Genomic DNA, 21,622 nt, shown 5'->3' on the forward strand with positions numbered 1-21,622 from the left:
AGAAGTGAAGCGCAGCAAGAACCTCCGGGCTGCGGACGCCAAGGTCGACCGGGAGCGCCTCTACGCCCCGCTCGAGGCCGTCCGTCTCGCCAAGGAGACCGCGACCACGAAGTTCGACGGCACTGTCGAGGTCGCCTTCCGTCTGGGTGTCGACCCCCGCAAGGCCGACCAGATGGTCCGTGGCACCGTGAACCTCCCGCACGGCACCGGCAAGACCGCCCGGGTCCTGGTCTTCGCGACCGGTGACCGTGCTGCGGCCGCGGAAGCCGCGGGCGCCGACATCGTCGGCGCCGACGAGCTCATCGACGAGGTGGCGAAGGGCCGTCTGGACTTCGACGCCGTCGTCGCGACCCCGGACCTCATGGGCAAGGTCGGCCGCCTCGGCCGCGTGCTCGGTCCGCGTGGTCTGATGCCGAACCCGAAGACCGGCACCGTCACCCCCGACGTCGCCAAGGCCGTCACCGACATCAAGGGCGGCAAGATCGAGTTCCGCGTCGACAAGCACTCGAACCTGCACTTCATCATCGGCAAGGTCTCGTTCGACGACACCAAGCTGGTGGAGAACTACGCGGCGGCGCTGGAGGAAGTCCTCCGTCTGAAGCCGTCCGCCGCCAAGGGCCGCTACATCAAGAAGGCCGCCCTGGCCACCACGATGGGCCCCGGCATCCCGCTGGACGCCAACCGCACCCGTAACCTCCTCGTCGAGGAGGACCCGGCCGCCGTCTGAGCCCTCGCGCTCGGCAGCACGCCGTGTCACGTGTGACATCGACGGGCCCCGCAACCTTTCGAGGTGCGGGGCCCGTCCTCGTATGTACGTACCGAATGGCGCTGTCGGACCCGTGCGTTAGCGTGAGCCCCCGACAGAGCCGAACGAGGGGTGGAAGCTGACATGAGGACCAGTACCGTACGACGCGTGTGTCTGTCGGTGGCGGTGGCGGCGGCACTGACGTCGGTCGCGGCCTGCAACGGGTCTGACGGCGACAAGAGCGACAAGAGCGGCAAGAGCACGGACCGCAGCAGCGGCGTGACGAAGGCCGACCCCATAGCCGCGCTGCTCGACGTCCAGAAGAAGACCAAGGGGCAGAGCTCGGCCAAGGTCGAGGGCACCACGCAGATGGGCACCACCATGTCCATGAAGCAGACCGGCTCCATCGACTGGTCCGACGGCCTCACCGGCGCCATGGAGATCACCTACACCGGTGGCACCATGGCGGACGCCATCAAGCAGACCGGCGGCAACGGCACGATGCAGGCCCGGTACTTCAAGAACGGCTACGTCGTGAACATGGGCGACGCCTTCGCGAAGCAGGCCGGCGGCAAGCACTGGATCAACTACAGCTACGCCGACATCGCCGAGATGGCGGGCGCCTCCGGCGAGGCGATGAAGCAGCAGATGGAGAACACCACCCCCGACCAGGGCGTGAAGTCCCTGCTGGCCTCCGGCGACGTGAAGAAGGTCGGCGAGGAGGACGTGCGCGGTGTCCCCACCACGCACTACTCGGGCACGGTCGACGTCGCCGAGCTGACCGCGAAGAACTCCGAGCTCGACGCCGACCAGCTCGCCGGGCTGAAGAAGCAGCTGAGCGAGGCCGGCATCACCACGGAGCAGGTCGACATCTGGGTCGACAAGAACGACCTGCTGGTCAAGAAGACCGAGCGCGGCCAGATGAAGACCGGGGAGCTCAACTCCACGGTGTACTACAGCGACTACGGCACCGACGCCTCGGTCGAGATGCCCCCGGCCTCCGACACGGTCGACTTCAAGGAGCTCCTGAAGCAGCAGCAGGGAGCCGCCGGAGGCGCTTCCTGAACCTCCCGGACCACCCGCGGAGGGACGGATTTGCTCGACGCGGCCCCGGTCGCGTAACCTTCCACAGAAGCCAAAGACCGCTGGTCGTTGCCGTGCCCTCGCAAGAAGGGGATGGCGACCGAAGGATCCGTTGAGTACGGGCGACCTGCGCAGGTGACTGTGGAAAGCTCCCGGATTTTGTTCGGTCGAGCTACGCCCTGGCGCCTGCGCCGGGGCGTTTCGTCTTTCCCGGCCCCTTCTGAGCGGTCCTCATCACCCGGAAGGAGGCCGACGCTCATGGCAAGGCCCGACAAGGCTGCCGCGGTAGCCGAGCTCGCGGACCAGTTCCGCAGCTCGAACGCCGCCGTGCTGACCGAGTACCGGGGTCTCACCGTGGCTCAGCTCAAGCAGCTGCGCCGTTCGCTCGGTGAGAACGCCCAGTACGCCGTGGTGAAGAACACGCTGACCAAGATTGCGGCCAACGAGGCCGGGATCACGTCGCTGGACGACCAGTTCACTGGTCCGACGGCGGTTGCCTTCATCACCGGTGACCCGGTGGAGTCGGCGAAGGGTCTTCGTGACTTCGCCAAGGAGAACCCCAACCTCGTCATCAAGGGCGGTGTCCTTGACGGCAAGGCGCTGTCCGCCGATGAGATCAAGAAGCTCGCGGACCTCGAGTCCCGCGAGGTTCTGCTCAGCAAGCTGGCCGGTGCCTTCAAGGGCAAGCAGTCCCAGACTGCTTCGCTCTTCCAGGCGCTGCCGTCGAAGTTCGTCCGCACCGCGGAGGCGCTTCGCGTCAAGCTCGAAGAGCAGGGCGGTGCCGAGTAACTCGGCTCGCGCAATGATCGTCGCCGCCTAGGGCGACGGTCGCAGCGGGCCGAACGTACGCCCGCCTACATGTACATCCGGCACCTGCCGAATTAGTGGAAGGACGCCATCATGGCGAAGCTGTCCCAGGACGACCTGCTCGCGCAGTTCGAAGAGATGACCCTCATCGAGCTCTCCGAGTTCGTGAAGGCCTTCGAGGAGAAGTTCGACGTCACCGCCGCTGCGGCCGTCGCCGTCGCCGGTCCGGCCGGCCCGGGCGCCGTTGCCGAGGCCGTCGAGGAGAAGGACGAGTTCGACGTCATCCTCACCGGCGCCGGCGACAAGAAGATCCAGGTCATCAAGGTCGTGCGTGAGCTGACCTCGCTGGGTCTGAAGGAGGCCAAGGACCTCGTCGACGGCACCCCGAAGCCGGTCCTCGAGAAGGTCGCCAAGGAGGCCGCCGAGAAGGCTGCCGAGTCCCTCAAGGCCGCCGGCGCTTCCGTCGAGGTCAAGTGACTCAAGGAGTCCTCTGACTCCTCCTGGCGCCCCGTGCCGCACAGCACGGACGTCGTCTGACGAAGGGCGATCACCCATCGGGGTGGTCGCCCTTCGGCGTACCCGAGGCGGCTGCCTTGCTCTTCCGGCGGTGACGAGTATGGTGATCATCGCCGTTGCCTCCGCGGGACGGCCGACCGGCGCCGGGAGGCGCCCGGGTGAGGACCTCGGGGCGGCCGACCCCGTTGGGGGGCCTTGACGAACCGCACGCGGCGCGCAATTCTCAGGACGCGTCGCCACATCGATCCGAATCCGAGGCATGGATCGTGGGCGGAGCGGGCAGTAAAGAAGAGCGCACCACGCGCGACAACCGAGTCATGGGTGTTGAGAACAGCTGTTGAGAGCAACGTGGGTCTCTGAGAACCCCGACTGGACATCAGTGTGCCGTTTGGCTACACTGACCCTTTGCGCTGCCTGTTAGCTGCCCCCTGCCCGTCACCAGGGGCATGCCCACGCTAGAGCACCGATGACCGAACGCCCCTGACCTGGCCTTTTCTGGTCGACTCAGGAACGGACTGTCTACGTGGCCGGCTTGGGACCGGTACGCGCGTAGTGAGTCCGAGCCCTCGGAAGGACCCCCTCTTGGCCGCCTCGCGCAACGCCTCGACCGCGAATACGAACAACGGTGCCAGCACCGCCCCGCTGCGCATCTCCTTTGCAAAGATCAAGGAGCCCCTCGAGGTTCCGAACCTCCTCGCGCTGCAGACCGAGAGCTTCGACTGGCTCCTCGGCAATGCCGCCTGGAAGGCTCGCGTCGAGGCTGCTCTGGACAGTGGACAAGACGTCCCCACCAAGTCCGGACTGGAGGAAATCTTCGAGGAGATCTCCCCGATCGAGGACTTCTCCGGGTCGATGTCGCTCACGTTCCGCGACCACCGCTTCGAGCCCCCGAAGAACTCGATCGACGAGTGCAAGGAGCGCGACTTCACGTTCGCCGCCCCGCTCTTCGTCACGGCCGAGTTCACCAACAACGAGACCGGCGAGATCAAGTCCCAGACGGTCTTCATGGGCGACTTCCCGCTCATGACCAACAAGGGCACCTTCGTCATCAACGGCACCGAGCGTGTCGTCGTGTCGCAGTTGGTCCGTTCGCCGGGTGTCTACTTCGACTCCTCCATCGACAAGACGTCCGACAAGGACATCTTCTCCGCCAAGATCATCCCGTCCCGGGGTGCCTGGCTGGAGATGGAGATCGACAAGCGCGACATGGTCGGTGTGCGCATCGACCGCAAGCGCAAGCAGTCCGTGACCGTCCTGCTCAAGGCCCTCGGTTGGACGACCGAGCAGATCCTCGAGGAGTTCGGCGAGTACGAGTCCATGCGCGCCACCCTGGAGAAGGACCACACCCAGGGCCAGGACGACGCGCTGCTCGACATCTACCGCAAGCTCCGTCCGGGCGAGCCTCCCACGCGCGAGGCCGCCCAGACGCTGCTGGAGAACCTCTACTTCAACCCGAAGCGCTACGACCTGGCGAAGGTCGGCCGCTACAAGGTGAACAAGAAGCTCGGTGCGGACGAGCCGCTGGACGCCGGGGTCCTCACCACCGACGACGTCATCGCGACCATCAAGTACCTGGTCAAGCTGCACGCCGGTGAGACCGAGACGATCGGCGAGTCGGGCCGGGAGATCGTCGTCGAGACCGACGACATCGACCACTTCGGCAACCGCCGCCTGCGCAACGTCGGCGAGCTCATCCAGAACCAGGTCCGTACGGGTCTCGCCCGTATGGAGCGCGTCGTGCGCGAGCGCATGACCACCCAGGACGTCGAGGCGATCACGCCGCAGACCCTGATCAACATCCGGCCGGTCGTCGCCTCCATCAAGGAGTTCTTCGGCACCAGCCAGCTGTCCCAGTTCATGGACCAGAACAACCCGCTGTCGGGTCTGACGCACAAGCGTCGTCTCTCGGCACTGGGCCCCGGCGGTCTGTCCCGTGAGCGGGCCGGCTTCGAGGTCCGAGACGTGCACCCGTCCCACTACGGACGCATGTGCCCGATCGAGACCCCCGAAGGCCCGAACATCGGTCTGATCGGTTCGCTCGCCTCGTACGGCCGCGTCAACGCGTTCGGCTTCATCGAGACGCCGTACCGCAAGGTCGTCGACGGCCAGGTCACCGACGAGGTCGACTACATCACGGCCGACGAGGAGGACCGCTTCGTCATCGCCCAGGCGAACGCGACCCTCTCCGACGAGCTGCGCTTCACCGAGCCCCGCGTCCTGGTCCGCCGCCGCGGCGGCGAGGTCGACTACGTGCCGCCGGCCGAGGTCGACTACATGGACGTCTCGCCGCGCCAGATGGTGTCCGTCGCCACCGCGATGATCCCCTTCCTGGAGCACGACGACGCCAACCGTGCCCTCATGGGCGCGAACATGATGCGTCAGGCGGTGCCGCTGATTAAGTCGGAGGCCCCGCTCGTCGGCACCGGCATGGAGTACCGCTGCGCCACCGACGCCGGTGACGTGCTGAAGGCCGAGAAGGACGGTGTGGTCCAGGAGGTCTCCGCGGACTACATCACCGTGACCAACGACGACGGCACGTACACCACGTACCGCATCGCCAAGTTCTCGCGCTCCAACCAGGGCACCTCGGTCAACCAGAAGGTCGTCGTCTCCGAGGGCGACCGGGTCATCGAGGGCCAGGTCCTCGCCGACGGTCCGGCCACCGAGAACGGTGAGATGGCGCTCGGCAAGAACCTCCTCGTGGCGTTCATGCCGTGGGAGGGCCACAACTACGAGGACGCGATCATCCTGTCGCAGCGCCTCGTGCAGGACGACGTCCTCTCCTCGATCCACATCGAGGAGCACGAGGTCGACGCCCGTGACACCAAGCTCGGCCCGGAGGAGATCACCCGGGACATCCCGAACGTCTCCGAGGAGGTCCTCGCCGACCTCGACGAGCGCGGCATCATCCGGATCGGTGCCGAGGTCGTCGCCGGTGACATCCTCGTCGGCAAGGTCACGCCCAAGGGCGAGACCGAGCTGACCCCCGAGGAGCGCCTGCTCCGCGCGATCTTCGGTGAGAAGGCGCGCGAGGTGCGCGACACCTCGCTGAAGGTCCCGCACGGCGAGATCGGCAAGGTCATCGGCGTCCGCGTCTTCGACCGCGAGGAGGGCGACGAGCTGCCGCCCGGCGTGAACCAGCTGGTCCGCGTCTACGTCGCGCAGAAGCGCAAGATCACCGACGGTGACAAGCTCGCCGGCCGTCACGGCAACAAGGGCGTCATCTCGAAGATCCTGCCGATCGAGGACATGCCGTTCCTGGAGGACGGCACCCCGGTCGACATCATCCTCAACCCGCTGGGTGTCCCGTCCCGAATGAACCCGGGACAGGTCCTGGAGATCCACCTCGGCTGGCTCGCCAGCCGCGGCTGGGACGTCTCCGGCCTCGGTGACGAGTGGGCCAAGCGCCTGCAGGCCATCGGCGCCGACCAGGTCGCCCCCGGCACCAACGTCGCCACCCCGGTCTTCGACGGTGCGCGCGAGGACGAGATCTCCGGTCTCTTCGGGGCCACGATCCCGAACCGCGACGGCGACCGCCTGGTCCAGCCCTCCGGCAAGGCCAAGCTGTTCGACGGCCGCTCCGGCGAGCCGTTCCCGGACCCGGTCTCGGTCGGGTACATGTACATCCTCAAGCTGCACCACCTGGTCGACGACAAGCTGCACGCGCGTTCGACCGGGCCGTACTCCATGATCACCCAGCAGCCGCTCGGTGGTAAGGCCCAGTTCGGTGGACAGCGCTTCGGTGAGATGGAGGTGTGGGCCCTTGAGGCATACGGCGCCGCATACGCCCTCCAGGAGCTCCTGACGATCAAGTCCGACGACGTGACCGGCCGCGTGAAGGTCTACGAGGCCATCGTCAAGGGCGAGAACATCCCCGAGCCCGGCATCCCCGAGTCCTTCAAGGTGCTCATCAAGGAAATGCAGTCGCTCTGCCTCAACGTGGAGGTGCTGTCCTCGGACGGCATGTCCATCGAGATGCGCGACACGGACGAGGACGTCTTCCGCGCGGCGGAGGAGCTCGGTATCGACCTGTCCCGGCGCGAGCCGAGCAGCGTCGAAGAGGTCTGACGGGTTGGCCGGCCGGATCCCAGTGATCCGGCCGGCTCTCCCCGGACCCGTTCAGACCATTGCTGAAGTGCCCCAATTTCTCGCTTGATGCGAGGGGGCTCGAACCCCCGAAAGAGGGATTGACGACAAGTGCTCGACGTCAACTTCTTCGACGAGCTGCGGATCGGCCTCGCCACCGCGGACGACATCCGGACCTGGTCGCACGGCGAAGTGAAGAAGCCGGAGACCATCAACTACCGCACCCTCAAGCCCGAAAAGGACGGACTCTTCTGCGAGAAGATCTTCGGTCCGACCCGGGACTGGGAGTGCTACTGCGGCAAGTACAAGCGTGTCCGCTTCAAGGGCATCATCTGTGAGCGCTGTGGCGTCGAGGTCACGCGCGCCAAGGTGCGCCGTGAGCGCATGGGACACATCGAGCTCGCCGCTCCCGTCACCCACATCTGGTACTTCAAGGGCGTCCCGTCGCGCCTGGGCTACCTCCTCGACCTCGCGCCGAAGGACCTCGAGAAGGTCATCTACTTCGCCGCGTACATGATCACGTTCGTGGACGAGGAGCGCCGCACCCGCGACCTGCCCTCGCTGGAGGCGCACGTCTCCGTCGAGCGCCAGCAGATCGAGAACCGCCGCGACGCCGACCTCGAAGCCCGCGCCAAGAAGCTCGAGACCGACCTGGCCGAGCTGGAGGCCGAGGGCGCCAAGGCCGACGTGCGCCGCAAGGTGCGCGAGGGCGCCGAGCGCGAGATGAAGCAGCTGCGCGACCGCGCGCAGCGCGAGATCGACCGCCTCGACGAGGTGTGGAGCCGCTTCAAGAACCTCAAGGTCCAGGACCTGGAGGGCGACGAGCTGCTCTACCGCGAGCTGCGTGACCGCTTCGGCACGTACTTCGACGGCTGCATGGGCGCCGCCGCCCTGCAGAAGCGCCTGGAGTCCTTCGACCTCGACGAGGAGGCCGAGCGCCTCCGCGAGATCATCCGCACCGGCAAGGGCCAGAAGAAGACCCGTGCGCTCAAGCGCCTCAAGGTCGTCTCCGCGTTCCTGCAGACCAGCAACAAGCCCAAGGGCATGGTGCTCGACTGCGTGCCGGTCATCCCGCCGGACCTGCGTCCGATGGTGCAGCTGGACGGTGGCCGCTTCGCGACCTCCGACCTGAACGACCTGTACCGCCGCGTGATCAACCGCAACAACCGCCTGAAGCGGCTTCTCGACCTCGGCGCGCCCGAGATCATCGTGAACAACGAGAAGCGCATGCTCCAGGAGGCCGTCGACGCGCTCTTCGACAACGGCCGTCGTGGCCGCCCGGTGACGGGCCCCGGCAACCGTCCGCTGAAGTCGCTGTCCGACATGCTCAAGGGCAAGCAGGGTCGATTCCGTCAGAACCTGCTCGGCAAGCGCGTGGACTACTCCGCGCGTTCCGTGATCGTCGTCGGTCCGCAGCTCAAGCTGCACCAGTGCGGTCTGCCGAAGGCCATGGCGCTGGAGCTCTTCAAGCCGTTCGTGATGAAGCGCCTGGTCGACCTGAACCACGCGCAGAACATCAAGTCGGCCAAGCGCATGGTCGAGCGCGGCCGCACCGTGGTGTACGACGTCCTCGAAGAGGTCATCGCCGAGCACCCGGTGCTGCTGAACCGTGCGCCCACGCTGCACCGCCTCGGCATCCAGGCCTTCGAGCCGCAGCTGGTCGAGGGCAAGGCCATCCAGATCCACCCGCTCGTCTGCACCGCGTTCAACGCGGACTTCGACGGTGACCAGATGGCCGTCCACCTGCCGCTCTCCGCGGAGGCGCAGGCCGAGGCCCGCATCCTGATGCTGTCCTCGAACAACATCCTGAAGCCGGCCGACGGCCGTCCCGTCACCATGCCGACCCAGGACATGGTGCTGGGCCTGTTCTTCCTCACCACGGACGAGGAGGAGCGCAACGTCGTCGGACAGGACCGCTCCTTCGGCTCCACGGCCGAGGCGATCATGGCCTTCGACGCCCGCGAGCTGTCGCTCCAGGCGAAGGTCGACATCCGCTTCCCGGTGGGCACCATCCCGCCGCGCGGCTGGGTGCCGCCGGTCGCAGAGGAGGGCGAGCAGGAGTTCCAGCCGGGCGACTCGTTCCGGCTGCGGACCTCCCTGGGCCGCGCGCTCTTCAACGAGCTGCTGCCCGAGGACTACCCGTTCGTCGACTACTCGGTCGGCAAGAAGCAGCTCTCCGAGATCGTCAACGACCTCGCCGAGCGCTACCCCAAGGTCATCGTGGCGGCGACGCTCGACAACCTGAAGGCGGCCGGCTTCCACTGGGCGACCCGCTCCGGCGTCACCGTGGCCATCTCCGACGTCGTGGTCCCCGAGGCCAAGAAGGAGATCGTCGCCGGTTACGAGGCGCAGGACGAGAAGGTCCAGAAGCAGTACGAGCGCGGTCTGATCACCAAGGACGAGCGCACGCAGGAACTCATCGCGATCTGGACCAAGGCGACCAACGAGGTCGCCGAGGCGATGAACGCGAACTTCCCCAAGACGAACCCCATCTTCATGATGGTTGACTCGGGTGCCCGAGGAAACATGATGCAGATGCGTCAGATCGCCGGTATGCGTGGTCTGGTGTCCAACGCCAAGAACGAGACGATCCCGCGTCCCATCAAGGCGTCCTTCCGCGAGGGCCTCACCGTTCTGGAGTACTTCATCTCCACGCACGGTGCCCGTAAGGGTCTGGCGGACACCGCCCTGCGTACCGCCGACTCGGGTTACCTGACCCGTCGTCTGGTGGACGTCTCGCAGGACGTGATCATCCGCGAGGAGGACTGCGGCACCGACCGCGGCCTGAAGCTGAAGATCGCGGAGAAGGGCGCCGACGGCGTGCTCCGCAAGACGGAGGACGTCGAGACCTCGGTCTACGCCCGCATGCTCGCCGAGGACGTCGTCGTCGACGGCAAGGTCATCGCGCCCGCCAACGTCGACCTCGGTGACGTGCTCATCGACCAGCTGGTCATGCACGGCGTCGAGGAGGTCAAGACCCGCTCGGTCCTGACCTGCGAGTCCGCGGTCGGCACCTGTGCCTTCTGCTACGGACGCTCGCTCGCCACCGGCAAGCTGGTCGACATCGGTGAGGCGGTCGGCATCATCGCCGCCCAGTCCATCGGTGAGCCCGGTACCCAGCTGACGATGCGTACCTTCCACACCGGTGGTGTGGCCGGTGACGACATCACCCAGGGTCTGCCCCGAGTCGTCGAGCTCTTCGAAGCCCGTACGCCCAAGGGTGTCGCCCCGATCTCGGAGGCGGCCGGCCGCGTCCGCATCGAGGAGACCGAGAAGACCAAGAAGATCGTCGTCACCCCGGACGACGGCAGCGACGAGACGGCGTTCCCGATCTCGAAGCGCGCCCGTCTGCTGGTGGGCGAGGGCGACCACGTCGAGGTGGGCCAGAAGCTCACCGTGGGTGCCACCAACCCGCACGACGTGCTCCGCATCCTCGGCCAGCGCGCGGTCCAGGTCCACCTGGTCGGCGAGGTCCAGAAGGTCTACAACTCGCAGGGCGTGTCGATCCACGACAAGCACATCGAGATCATCATCCGGCAGATGCTGCGCCGCGTGACGATCATCGAGTCCGGCGACGCGGAACTGCTGCCGGGCGAGCTCGTCGAGCGCTCGAAGTTCGAGACCGAGAACCGTCGTGTGGTCACCGAGGGCGGTCACCCCGCCTCCGGCCGTCCGCAGCTGATGGGTATCACCAAGGCCTCGCTGGCGACGGAATCCTGGCTGTCGGCCGCCTCCTTCCAGGAGACGACCCGAGTCCTGACGGACGCGGCGATCAACGCCAAGTCCGACAGCCTCATCGGCCTCAAGGAGAACGTCATCATCGGTAAGCTCATCCCGGCCGGTACGGGCCTGTCCCGCTACCGCAACATCCGGGTCGAGCCGACCGAGGAGGCCAAGGCCGCGATGTACTCGGCCGTCGGCTACGACGACATGGACTACTCGCCGTTCGGCACGGGCTCCGGCCAGGCCGTTCCGCTGGAGGACTACGACTACGGTCCGTACAACCAGTAAGCGAGTCGTTTGACGACCGGAGGGCGGTCACCCCGTTTCGTGCGGGGTGGCCGCCCTCCGGCGTTTCCGACTGTTTCCGACTACAGGTAGGCCCGCAGGTGGTGCAGCCGGGTCGGGACGTCGGGGTGGGTGGAGAGCAGCCGGGCGGGTACCGACTCGTGCTCCGGCGGGCCGTCCTCGTACAGCATCTCCAGCACGTCGGCGAGCTCCGGGGCGAACCCGAGGCCCGCGGCATGCCGGTCGGCCCGGAGCTCGGCGCGACGCCCCACGGCCGCCGACAGATACGGGAGCGCGAGCAGCAGCGGGAGCCCGTAGAGAATCCGGGCGACGGTGGAGTCGAACCCGCCCAGCGCGAGGAGCAGAACGCCCCCGGCCAGGTAGACGGCGCACCGGACGGGCGTGACCAGGGACAGCGCCGTCGCGCGGAGCACCCGCCGGACCAGCCGGCCGGGCAGCCCGTACCAGTGGCAGAGCAGCAGCGCCCACGCGTGACCTCCGGTGTGGTGCCCCAGCTCATGGGCGAGCACGGCGGCCAGCCGACGGCTCGACAGCTGCTCCAGCGCGTACCGGGTGACGCCCACGACGTGCCCCGCCACGGCGAGCGCGTTGAGGGCGTCGCTCTCCTCGACCCAGAGCCGGTACCGGCCCCCGTCGACCCCGGCGATCGCCGTCACCTCCCGCCACACCGGCTCCAGCCGGGCGGCCTCCTGGGGCATCGGACGCCGCAGCCCGAACAGGTAACGGGCCAGCAGGTCCTCGGTGGGCCGGTGGAAGACCAGGGCGCCGGACGCCACCCAGAGGGCGACCGGTATCCAGAACGGCACCCCGGGCCCGACGTCCAGGAGCACCCCCACGAGCAGCACCACCAGCGCGCTCGTGAGGAAGGCGGGCAGGGCCAGCGCCAGCTGCCCCAGCGCGGTGAGGTCCATCCTGCGCTGATGCGCCGCGTAGTACACCCGGCGGCCGGGACCGTGCTCGTAGACCAGGTCGTCGGGCAGGGGCGGGGCGGTGGCCGGATCGGGGCCGGGCGGCGGGGACGGCGGTACGGGGCCGTCGCCCGGGTCCGGGGTCCGGGAGGTCGGAGACATCGTGATCATCCTTTGGCGGTCGGGGCGTCAGCCGAGGAGCAGCGAGGCGGGGAGCAGAACGGTGCCCACGGAGTAGGCGAGCAGCCCGGCCCGTATCCACCGGTGCTTGCACAGGGCGATCCGGCTGGTCTCGGCCAGGGCCGTGACGAGCGCGGCGGTCCGGGAGTTCGCGGTGGCGTCGAGCGCCTCCGGCAGCCGGCCCCGCCGGGCGGCGTCCTGGATGTCCCCGAAGTAGGTGAGCGGCTCCCCGGGGACCCAGACGCTGCGGCGGTAGCGCGGGATCACGGCCATCAGCAGGGCGACCAGCGCGGCCGTCAGACCGCCGACGCCCGTCCACCACAGGGCCGTCCCGGGGGCGTCGAGCGAGCCCGGCCGCCAGCCCCGGCCCGCCAGCCAGCCGCTGAGCACGCCCGCCGTCATGCCGAGCGCGGCGACCAGCACGGATGCCTTGCTGTCGGCCCGCGCGATCTCGGCCCGCAGATCGAGGAGGAGCCGTTCCCCGGCCGTGGTGGGCCGGCCCGGTGAGCTGTCGGTCATGTGCCCGCCCCCTCCTCGCCCGGTCCTGCCGTGCCCGGCTTCTCCGTGCCCGGCTTCTTCACGCCGGGCCCGGTCGTGTCCGGCTCCGTCGCGTCCGGTGCCTCTGCCGGGCTCTCGGCGCGGTTCGGCTCCAGCGGGGTGCTGCCGTAGCCGGGCGGGGGATGCCAGCCGGGGAACGGCGACGGGGAGGGGCCGCCGTACCGGGGCGCCTCCGTCCCCGGGGCGTCCTGCGGCATCGAGACGGTCAGCCGCCCGCCGGCCGTGCTCCGCGCGGTGACACCGGGAAGGCGCTGGTCCAGTACGTCGACCACGGCCTGGAACGCCTGCACCTTCGGGGCCTCCAGCTCGTGGCCCTCCGCGCTGTCGCCCTTCAGCAGTTCCTTGGCCAGCTCCAGCTGGGCCTTGATCATTTCGAGTTGGTCCTGGCGCAGGCTCGCCACCACGGTGCTGATGTCCCCGGGGCGGTCCGCGAGGAGGAGCGCCCACGCACGGACCCCGCCCTGCTCCAGGTGCTTCTCGTAGAACGCGATCTTCTCCTCGTTCACCTGTTGCAGTTCCAGCAGGGCCCGCGCCCGGTCGACCTCCTCGGTGTGCTGCCACCGCTGCTGCCGCAGCCTCAGCCGGTGCTGCTGCTCCTCGAACTCGGCCGCGCGCCCCGACTGGAGCACGTCCTGCTCCCTGACGCGCCGGTCGATCGCGGCGTCGTGCTCCCGGCCGAGGTGTTCGGCGCGGATCTGCTCGGTGGCTTCGTGGTCGATGGAGCGCATGCGCCGGACGTGGTCGATGACCTCCCGGTCACCGCGCAGCCGGACCGTCCAGTCCGCCGTGAGCCCCGCCCCGGCGCCGGGTACGCCCTGCGCGTGGACCTCCCGCAGCAGCGCCTCCTCGGCCGCCGCGCTCCGGGAGACGGGGAAGCGGCGGGTGACGGCGCGGGCCGCCCGCTCCAGCTCGCCCACCAGCAGCCGCGGCACGTCGCGGTGACGGCTCGCCACGAACCGCGCGGGATCGACGACCTGCCACGACAGCTCGACGGCCACCGCGAACTCGAAGGCGTCGTCGTCGCTCGGCAGCGTGATCTCCTCGCGCACCGGATGGACCCCCATGTCGACCTCGTACACCGCGGTGTAGCGCTTCGCGGCGGCCCCGGCCCTGGTGGGGCGGAGCGGAGGGAGATAGGCGTCGTACGAACCGTCCGGGGCCGAGAAGACCAGGGCGTGGTCGATCCGGGTGAGCGGACGGCGGGCGAAGCCGAACCGGGACAGCTGCCGGACCGTGACCACCGGGTCGGTCAGCCGTGTCCCGCGGTCGGCCCGTTGGTCCCAGTCGGGGAGCCTGCGGAATTCGGGCATGGGTGTTCTCCTGTCGCTTCGCTGGGAGGGGTACGCGGGTCAGGGCCGGGGCAGGACGGCCAGCAGCCGGCCCGTCACGGGCGGGGGGTCGGCACCGTCCTCGCCGGGCATCGTCCGCAGGAGGTGGCTGATCCGCTGGTACTCCGGCGGTGTGGTGACGAGCACGGGCAGCAGGGCGGCGAGCGCCCACTCGGCGCCGGATCCGTGCTCCGCCGACAGCACCCACAGGCGGAGCACGTCGAGCGCGTCCCGGGTGCGGCCCCGGTCGCCCAGGGCGGTGCGCCACAGCTCGGCGATGCCGGGGGCCTCGGGGGAGCCCGCCGCCGACGCCCGCGCGTACCGGGCCAGCACGCTCGGCAGGCCGCGGCGCTCGTCCTGCTCGACGCGGCGGCAGGCGCCGAGGAAGCCGCCGAGCGCGAGATCGGCCGCGGGCCGGTCGTCGTGCACCGTCCGCACCAGCTCCGCCACCACCTCCTCGCCCGCCGACGACAGCAGCAACAGCTCCACTGACTCCGCGAGCTGCCCCGTCAGCTCCGGGTCGGGCTCCGGCCGCCCCGCCTCGTGCCGGGCCGCCGTGCGCAGCGCGGCCAGGGCCTGCACCGGGCGTTCCGGCCCGATCATCCCGTGCGCCCGGATGGCCACCCAGCGCAGCGACGACTCCTCGCTCTCGCACCAGGCGTCGAGGATGCGCGGCACATGGGGAGTGCCCAGCACATGGGCGAGCGTGAGCGCGCCGACGGCGACGCTCCGGTGCCGGTAGAGGCGGGACGATGCCCACGGCTCGACGATCAGCGCCATCGCGGACGGCAGGTCGGTGTGGGCGAACACGGCGACGGTGGAGGCGGCCCGGGTGCGGACGAAGGGCCGCCCGTCCCCGGCCAGCTGCCGCAGCCACTGCACGAGCGCGGGCCGCGCCGAGGGGTGCCCGGTCCAGATCTCGCGCAGCAGCACGAGCGGGGTCCGCTCGTCGCGGAAGGCGGCCTTCACCTGCTGGACCGGGCCCCACTCGGTGGGTTCCTCGGCCTCGAACCGGTGCGCCCGTGCCAGCTGGAGCCGCTTGCCGATGTGCGTACCGAAGACCGGGACGGCGGGGTGCAGTCGGCTCTCGGTCCTCTCCAGGGCGGCGTAGAGCAGATCGCCCAGTTCGGCCGTCAGGGCGTACGGCCCCTCGTCGAAGGCGGCCAGCGCGACGAGGAACGCCTTCTCGCGCAGGTGCAGTACGGTCCCGTCGTCCTCGAACCACTCCTGGACCTGGCTCTCCAGCGCGAGCAGGGAGAAGCCGTCGAGACGCGCGGTGCCGTCCGTGCCGTCCGTGCCGTCCGCGCATCCGGCCAGGAGCCGGGCGAACTCGGCGGCCTCGCGCGGCTGATGGTGACGTTCGAGGAAAGCGGCCGCGGCGGGCAGCGCCAGCAGCTCCGGCACGCGCTCCTCGCCGTCCAGCAGCGCCTTCAGGTGCCCGGCGAGGACGTCCCGGGGTGCGGGCGTCCGCCACTTCACCACCGGTACGTCCTCCAGCAGGGCGGCCGGTCCCGTGGTGATCACCAGATACGCGTCCTCGCCCAGCTCCTCGCGGGCGGCCAGCAGATCGGCCTCCCGCAGCGGCCGGCCCGCCGCGGTGACCAGGTCGCACAGGACGTGCCCGGTCCGGCCGCCGTCCGGCTCACCGCCCTTGAGGCCGGCCGTCAGCTGTTCGGGGGTGGTGTCCCGGTTCATCGCCCGGACCGGAGCGGCGCCGACCCGGTGCAGCAGCATGAGCGCGGCGGTCCGCCGACCCGAGTAGTACGGCCCCGAGAGGACCAGCACGTGCTCGTCGCGGAGCCGGTCGGCCAGCGCCTCGAAGTCGTCCCGTCCGGGGACGAAGCACGCGGCGAGCCCCGTCAGGGCGGACGGCGCGATCGCGCCCGAGGCACGGAGGGCGGAGGGCGCGTCGAACCGGTAGACGATCTCGGTCCGCTGCAGGACGTCCCCGTAGAACGTGCCGCCGCCGATGCCGTGGTTGGTCCCGCCGAAGATCCCTCCACCGACCTGGGAGCCGTCGCCGAACCCCATGGTCCGCGGGGTGTGGCTCGCCAGGTCCCGCCGGGCGGCCCAGGCGGGCTGCGGCTGGTCGGTCCTCTTCTCCGCGTCCGCGCCCTCCCCCTCGGTCTGCGGGCCCTCCGGCGGCTCGGCGCCCTGGTCGTCCCCGGGCGGGGGCGGGGCCCCCTGTGCCGGTTCCTCGGCGCTCACCGGTCCCCGCCGCCGAACCGGACGTCCCCGTGGAAGACACCGCCGCCGATGCCGTGATTGGTCCCGCCGAAGACACCGCCGTAGACCGGGGCGCCGCCGGCCGGGGCACCGCCCGGACCGGGCGCCGGGACCGGCGCCGACGGCGCGGCCGGGGCCGCGTCCACGGCCTGCGGGAGCGGACCGTGCAGCCACGCGCCGAGCGGGCCGTTCTTGCTGTCCACCGTGACGGAGCGGAACTCCTCCGCCGGGACGCCCGTGTGACTGTGCCGCACGACCCCCTGGTACACCGGGTCGGACACGCAGAGCGCGAAGTCGTCCCTGCGGTCCCGCAGCGCCGCCCGCAGCGCGTCCGCGTCCAGAAGCCGGCACGCGTGGTTGAGGTCGCTGCCCACCCATCCGTCGAGCGGGTCCACCGCGACGTACCCCGAGGCGACCACTCCCCGCAGCCGCATCCGTGCCGCGGCGGAGGCGCGCCGGTTCTGGCTGCGCAACCGGGCCGGCACCTCGGTCAGCAGCGCCCGCAGCAGGGCGACCACCGAGCAGTTGGCGTCGATCAGCTCCATCACGGAGTCGCCGCGGTCCGCCCGCCGCCGCCGGGTCTCGTCGACCCCGGCGGCCAGCAGCGTCCGGTCGGTCAGGTCGTAGAGCATGCGGCGCAGATACGCCTGCTCGACGTCGTCCCGCTCGCTGTACTTCTCGATGTCGAGCAGCAGGATCGTGCTGTTCACCGGGTCGTTCATGGGGTGCCTCTCGCTCGTGTCTCCGTGGGCCGGGACACGAGCGTGGGGCAGGGCGGGGTGCGGCGGTGAGGAACGATGACGCACTCGATGTGTGACCGTGTGCACAGAAGGGACGGCCGCCGGCCGCTCCGGTCGCCCGCGCTACGGAGCCTGCGGGGCCTCCTGGCGGAGGGCCGGGAGGGCGGATTCCCCGGACCGGGCGATCCGGCGGAGCGCGTCCGGCCGCACGATCACCAGCGCCCGCCGTCCGGTCCGTACGATGCCCCGTTCGCGCAGGTCCTTCAGCAGCCGCTGGACCATCTCCCGGGAGGCGCTGACCGCCCCGGCCAGCTCCTGCTTGCTGAGCGGTATGTCGAGCTCGATGCCCTCGTCCGTGCGGGCACCGTGGGTGCGCGCCAGGTCCAGCAGCAGGACGGCGAAGCGTTCGCGCACCGTCATCGCCGCGAACTCCAGGCTGCGCCGGTCCGCGGCCCGCGTCCGGTCGGAGGTCAGTGCCAGGAGGGAGAGCGACACCTCGGGGGAGCCGGCCACGAAGGTGCGGAACTTCTCGTGCGTCACGACCGCGGCCCGCACGGGGGAGAGCGCGGTCACCGTCGCCGAGCGAGGCCGCCCGGTCAGCGCGGCCGATTCGCCGACGATGTCGCCGGGGCCGCGCAGGGCGTGCAGCGCCTCGTAGCCGTTGGGCGCGGAGGTGGTGATCTTCGTCCAGCCGTGGAGGATCAGCAGGACGTGCGCGGACGGCTCGTCCTGCCGGAGCAGGGCGGTCCGGGAGTCGAAGCGCAGCTCGCGCCCCAGGGCGAGCAGGGCCACCCGGTCCTCGCGCTCCAGCCGGGCGAGGAAGGGCACCTGGTCGTCGAGTCCGTCGCCCTCGGGTACGTACGTCGCCGCCATTCCGTCCCCCCGGTCGCCGATCAGCGGTTCAATGTACTGAGAACGTCCGTGCCCGTACCGGCGAGGTCGTATTCCTGCCGTCCGCCCGCCGCCCCCTGTCTCGATTCCGCCCGCGGTGTGTCCCGGGGTCCGGCGTGTCCCGGTGGACAGCATTTGTTTTGACCGGAGTCGGTGAGGTAGGTACGCTCAGACCTTGTGCCTGGGGTGTGCCCGGGCTCGTGTGCGTGTCCTCAACCGCATGGCGAGTCCGTCAAGGGGCCACCGTGATCTGCGCTCCTTCTGCCTTGCGGCAGGAGTCCGCAGCATTCGACACACCCGACCGCGTGGGTCGGTGACGTTCCAGGTTAGTTTCACGAACGGCACACAGAAACCGGAGAAGTAGTGCCTACGATCCAGCAGCTGGTCCGGAAGGGCCGGCAGGACAAGGTCGAGAAGAACAAGACGCCCGCACTCGAGGGTTCGCCCCAGCGCCGCGGCGTCTGCACGCGTGTGTTCACGACCACCCCGAAGAAGCCGAACTCGGCGCTCCGTAAGGTCGCGCGTGTGCGTCTGACCTCCGGTATCGAGGTCACGGCCTACATCCCGGGTGAGGGACACAACCTGCAGGAGCACTCCATCGTGCTCGTGCGTGGTGGCCGTGTGAAGGACCTGCCGGGTGTTCGTTACAAGATCATCCGCGGCTCCCTTGACACCCAGGGTGTCAAGAACCGCAAGCAGGCCCGCAGCCGCTACGGCGCCAAGAAGGAGAAGTAAGAATGCCTCGTAAGGGCCCTGCCCCGAAGCGCCCGGTCATCATCGACCCGGTCTACAACTCTCCTCTTGTCACCTCGCTGATCAACAAGATCCTGCTGGACGGCAAGCGTTCCACCGCCGAGCGGATCGTGTACGGCGCCATGGAGGGCCTCCGCGAGAAGACCGGCAACGACCCGGTCATCACGCTGAAGCGCGCGCTTGAGAACGTCAAGCCCTCGCTCGAGGTCAAGTCCCGCCGTGTCGGTGGCGCCACCTACCAGGTGCCGATCGAGGTCAAGCCCGGTCGCGCCTCCACCCTCGCGCTGCGCTGGCTCGTGGGTTACTCCCGCGCCCGCCGCGAGAAGACCATGACCGAGCGCCTCATGAACGAGCTGCTCGACGCCTCCAACGGTCTTGGCGCTGCCGTCAAGAAGCGTGAGGACACCCACAAGATGGCCGAGTCCAACAAGGCCTTCGCGCACTACCGCTGGTAGTCGCTACCCACATCGAGACCGAGAGAAGACTGAGCCTTATGGCCACCACTTCGCTTGACCTGGCCAAGGTCCGCAACATCGGGATCATGGCCCACATCGACGCGGGCAAGACGACCACCACCGAGCGGATCCTGTTCTACACCGGCGTTTCGTACAAGATCGGTGAAGTCCACGACGGCGCTGCCACGATGGACTGGATGGAGCAGGAGCAGGAGCGCGGCATCACGATCACGTCCGCCGCGACGACCTGCCACTGGCCGCTCAACGATGTTGACCACACCATCAACATCATCGACACCCCGGGTCACGTCGACTTCACCGTCGAGGTGGAGCGTTCGCTCCGCGTCCTCGACGGCGCCGTCACCGTGTTCGACGGTGTCGCGGGCGTCGAGCCGCAGTCCGAGACCGTTTGGCGTCAGGCGGACCGCTACGGCGTGCCGCGCATCTGCTTCGTCAACAAGCTCGACCGTACCGGTGCCAGCTTCTTCCGCTGCGTCGAGATGATCACGGACCGCCTCGGCGCGACCCCGATCGTCATGCAGCTCCCGATCGGTGCCGAGGCCGACTTCACGGGTGTCGTCGACCTCGTGACGATGAAGGCGTTCGTCTACCCCGCGGAAGCGACCAAGGGCGAGGCGTACGACATCGTCGACATCCCGGCCGAGCTCGCGGAGCAGGCCGAGGAGTACCGCGGCAAGCTCCTCGAGGCCGCCGCGGAGAACGACGAGGCGCTCATGGAGCTCTACCTGGAGGGCGAAGAGCCTTCCGTGGAGCAGCTCTACGAGGGCATCCGTCGCATCACCATCAACTCCGGCAAGGGCGGCGAGACGACCGTCACCCCGGTGTTCTGCGGCACCGCGTTCAAGAACAAGGGCGTTCAGCCCCTGCTCGACGCCGTCGTGCGCTACCTCCCCTCGCCCCTGGACGTCGAGGCCATCGAGGGCCAGGACGTCAAGGACGCCGAGGTCGTCGTCAAGCGCAAGCCGTCCGACGAGGAGCCCCTCGCGGCGCTGGCGTTCAAGATCATGAGCGACCCGCACCTCGGCAAGCTCACCTTCGTCCGGGTCTACTCGGGCCGCCTGGAGTCCGGCACCTCGGTGCTGAACTCCGTCAAGGGCAAGAGGGAGCGCATCGGCAAGATCTACCGCATGCACGCGAACAAGCGTGAGGAGATCGAGTCGGTGGGCGCCGGCGACATCATCGCCGTCATGGGTCTGAAGCAGACCACCACCGGTGAGACGCTCTGCGACGAGAAGAACCCGGTGATCCTGGAGTCCATGGACTTCCCGGCGCCGGTCATCGAGGTCGCGATCGAGCCGAAGTCCAAGGGTGACCAGGAGAAGCTGGGTGTCGCCATCCAGCGTCTCTCGGAGGAGGACCCCTCCTTCCAGGTGCACACCAACGAGGAGACCGGCCAGACCGTCATCGGCGGTATGGGCGAGCTTCACCTCGAGGTGCTCGTCGACCGCATGAAGCGCGAGTTCCGCGTCGAGGCGAACGTCGGCAAGCCGCAGGTCGCGTACCGCGAGACGATCCGCAAGACCGTCGAGCGCGTCGACTACACCCACAAGAAGCAGACCGGTGGTACCGGTCAGTTCGCCAAGGTGCAGATCGCGATCGAGCCCATCGAGGGCGGCGAGGCCTCGTACGAGTTCGTCAACAAGGTCACCGGTGGCCGCATCCCCCGGGAGTACATCCCCTCGGTGGACGCGGGTGCCCAGGAAGCCATGCAGTTCGGCATCCTGGCCGGCTACGAGATGACGGGCGTCCGCGTCATTCTTCTCGACGGTGGCTACCACGAGGTCGACTCCTCCGAGCTGGCCTTCAAGATCGCCGGTTCGCAGGCCTTCAAGGAGGCCGCGCGGAAGGCGTCCCCGGTTCTCCTCGAGCCGATGATGGCCGTCGAGGTCACCACGCCCGAGGACTACATGGGTGACGTCATCGGCGACATCAACTCCCGCCGTGGCCAGATCCAGGCCATGGAGGAGCGCAGCGGCGCTCGCGTCGTGAAGGGCCTCGTGCCCCTCTCGGAGATGTTCGGCTACGTCGGAGACCTCCGCAGCAAGACCTCGGGTCGCGCAAGCTACTCGATGCAGTTCGACTCCTACGCCGAGGTTCCGCGGAACGTCGCCGAGGAGATCATCGCGAAGGCCAAGGGCGAGTAACTCTCCCGAGCTCACGCTTTAGGCTTGTCACCGGAGCCTGGTGGGGCATTCCTCGCAGAGCGAAAGCAATGTGTTGAATGCCCCCGGGCCCGGCATCCCAGCAAAGATCACCTGGCGCCGATGAAGCAAGGCGTACAGAACCACTCCACAGG

The 21,622-nt window shown here is 69.1% G+C and carries 15 protein-coding genes; 9 read left to right on the forward strand and 6 right to left on the reverse strand.

All coding sequences use genetic code 11. The annotated features are described in order from the left end of the window. The first annotated feature begins 4 nt into the window (after window positions 1-4). From rplA to ABZZ04_RS21730, 6 genes are all read left to right on the forward strand, one after another. Complete coding sequence (gene rplA, locus ABZZ04_RS21705) at window positions 5-727, forward strand: 50S ribosomal protein L1 (protein ID WP_356933843.1); 723 nt, start codon at window positions 5-7, stop codon at window positions 725-727. 162 nt (window positions 728-889) lie between these two features. Continuing rightward, on the forward strand, window positions 890-1,810 hold the full coding sequence (locus tag ABZZ04_RS21710; protein WP_356933844.1) for a hypothetical protein: 921 nt from the start codon (window positions 890-892) through the stop codon (window positions 1,808-1,810). 276 nt (window positions 1,811-2,086) lie between these two features. Next, window positions 2,087-2,617 carry a 50S ribosomal protein L10 gene (rplJ, locus tag ABZZ04_RS21715; protein WP_356933845.1) on the forward strand — a complete coding sequence of 177 codons (531 nt, stop codon included), beginning with the start codon at window positions 2,087-2,089 and terminating at the stop codon, window positions 2,615-2,617. A 111-nt stretch (window positions 2,618-2,728) separates the two neighbouring features. Beyond that, the gene (rplL, locus tag ABZZ04_RS21720) at window positions 2,729-3,112 is read left to right on the forward strand and encodes a 50S ribosomal protein L7/L12 (RefSeq protein WP_356933846.1); all 384 of its coding nucleotides are present in this window, start codon (window positions 2,729-2,731) and stop codon (window positions 3,110-3,112) included. Window positions 3,113-3,733: 621 nt separating this feature from the next. Further along, the gene (gene rpoB, locus ABZZ04_RS21725; protein WP_356933847.1) at window positions 3,734-7,219 is read left to right on the forward strand and encodes a DNA-directed RNA polymerase subunit beta; all 3,486 of its coding nucleotides are present in this window, start codon (window positions 3,734-3,736) and stop codon (window positions 7,217-7,219) included. A 129-nt stretch (window positions 7,220-7,348) separates the two neighbouring features. Beyond that, window positions 7,349-11,248 (forward strand): DNA-directed RNA polymerase subunit beta', encoded by a 3,900-nt coding sequence (locus ABZZ04_RS21730; protein ID WP_356933848.1) that lies wholly within the window; start codon window positions 7,349-7,351, stop codon window positions 11,246-11,248. A gap of 80 nt (window positions 11,249-11,328) precedes the next feature. On the opposite strand, the gene ABZZ04_RS21735 is transcribed toward ABZZ04_RS21730, so the two are convergent. The 6 genes from ABZZ04_RS21735 to ABZZ04_RS21760 all read right to left on the reverse strand — a co-directional run bounded on the left by ABZZ04_RS21735 (window position 11,329) and on the right by ABZZ04_RS21760 (window position 18,079). After that, window positions 11,329-12,336 (reverse strand): M48 family metalloprotease, encoded by a 1,008-nt coding sequence (locus ABZZ04_RS21735; protein WP_356933849.1) that lies wholly within the window; start codon window positions 12,334-12,336, stop codon window positions 11,329-11,331. Window positions 12,337-12,363: 27 nt separating this feature from the next. After that, window positions 12,364-12,873: a Pycsar system effector family protein gene (locus ABZZ04_RS21740; protein WP_356933850.1), complete on the reverse strand. Its 510-nt coding sequence runs from the start codon at window positions 12,871-12,873 to the stop codon at window positions 12,364-12,366. Next, a complete protein-coding gene (locus ABZZ04_RS21745; RefSeq protein ID WP_356933851.1) occupies window positions 12,870-14,222 on the reverse strand; it encodes a hypothetical protein in 1,353 nt (450 codons plus the stop codon). Before ABZZ04_RS21745 ends, ABZZ04_RS21740 begins: the two co-directional genes overlap by 4 nt. A gap of 39 nt (window positions 14,223-14,261) precedes the next feature. Beyond that, window positions 14,262-16,448 carry a hypothetical protein gene (locus ABZZ04_RS21750; protein ID WP_356933852.1) on the reverse strand — a complete coding sequence of 729 codons (2,187 nt, stop codon included), beginning with the start codon at window positions 16,446-16,448 and terminating at the stop codon, window positions 14,262-14,264. Continuing rightward, window positions 16,445-17,188: a hypothetical protein gene (locus ABZZ04_RS21755; RefSeq protein WP_356933853.1), complete on the reverse strand. Its 744-nt coding sequence runs from the start codon at window positions 17,186-17,188 to the stop codon at window positions 16,445-16,447. Before ABZZ04_RS21755 ends, ABZZ04_RS21750 begins: the two co-directional genes overlap by 4 nt. A gap of 141 nt (window positions 17,189-17,329) precedes the next feature. Next, window positions 17,330-18,079, reverse strand: a complete 750-nt coding sequence (locus ABZZ04_RS21760; RefSeq protein WP_356933854.1) for a Crp/Fnr family transcriptional regulator — start codon at window positions 18,077-18,079, stop codon at window positions 17,330-17,332. Between the two features lie 381 nt (window positions 18,080-18,460). Between ABZZ04_RS21760 and rpsL the strand changes: the two genes are divergently transcribed. The 3 genes from rpsL to fusA are packed head-to-tail and all read left to right on the forward strand — an operon-like array spanning window position 18,461 to window position 21,470. Beyond that, window positions 18,461-18,832 (forward strand): 30S ribosomal protein S12, encoded by a 372-nt coding sequence (gene rpsL / locus ABZZ04_RS21765; RefSeq protein WP_003948652.1) that lies wholly within the window; start codon window positions 18,461-18,463, stop codon window positions 18,830-18,832. Between the two features lie 2 nt (window positions 18,833-18,834). Beyond that, window positions 18,835-19,305 carry a 30S ribosomal protein S7 gene (gene rpsG / locus ABZZ04_RS21770; RefSeq protein WP_072485550.1) on the forward strand — a complete coding sequence of 157 codons (471 nt, stop codon included), beginning with the start codon at window positions 18,835-18,837 and terminating at the stop codon, window positions 19,303-19,305. Between the two features lie 38 nt (window positions 19,306-19,343). Further along, window positions 19,344-21,470 (forward strand): elongation factor G, encoded by a 2,127-nt coding sequence (fusA, locus tag ABZZ04_RS21775; RefSeq protein WP_356933855.1) that lies wholly within the window; start codon window positions 19,344-19,346, stop codon window positions 21,468-21,470. The last annotated feature ends 152 nt before the right edge of the window (window positions 21,471-21,622 follow it).

The sequence above is a fragment of the Streptomyces sp. NPDC006435 genome (assembly GCF_040612315.1).
Lineage (GTDB): Bacteria > Actinomycetota > Actinomycetes > Streptomycetales > Streptomycetaceae > Streptomyces.

Bases quoted from the DNA above. Each gene is read 5' to 3' on its own strand.
- ABZZ04_RS21710 (WP_356933844.1), top strand. From the start codon at position 890: ATGAGGACCAGTACCGTACGACGCGTGTGTCTGTCGGTGGCGGTGGCG.
- rplJ (WP_356933845.1), top strand. From the start codon at position 2,087: ATGGCAAGGCCCGACAAGGCTGCCGCGGTAGCCGAGCTCGCGGACCAG.
- rplL (WP_356933846.1), top strand. From the start codon at position 2,729: ATGGCGAAGCTGTCCCAGGACGACCTGCTCGCGCAGTTCGAAGAGATG.
- ABZZ04_RS21735 (WP_356933849.1), bottom strand. From the start codon at position 12,336: ATGTCTCCGACCTCCCGGACCCCGGACCCGGGCGACGGCCCCGTACCG.
- ABZZ04_RS21740 (WP_356933850.1), bottom strand. From the start codon at position 12,873: ATGACCGACAGCTCACCGGGCCGGCCCACCACGGCCGGGGAACGGCTC.
- ABZZ04_RS21745 (WP_356933851.1), bottom strand. From the start codon at position 14,222: ATGCCCGAATTCCGCAGGCTCCCCGACTGGGACCAACGGGCCGACCGC.
- ABZZ04_RS21755 (WP_356933853.1), bottom strand. From the start codon at position 17,188: ATGAACGACCCGGTGAACAGCACGATCCTGCTGCTCGACATCGAGAAG.
- ABZZ04_RS21760 (WP_356933854.1), bottom strand. From the start codon at position 18,079: ATGGCGGCGACGTACGTACCCGAGGGCGACGGACTCGACGACCAGGTG.
- rpsG (WP_072485550.1), top strand. From the start codon at position 18,835: ATGCCTCGTAAGGGCCCTGCCCCGAAGCGCCCGGTCATCATCGACCCG.
- fusA (WP_356933855.1), top strand. From the start codon at position 19,344: ATGGCCACCACTTCGCTTGACCTGGCCAAGGTCCGCAACATCGGGATC.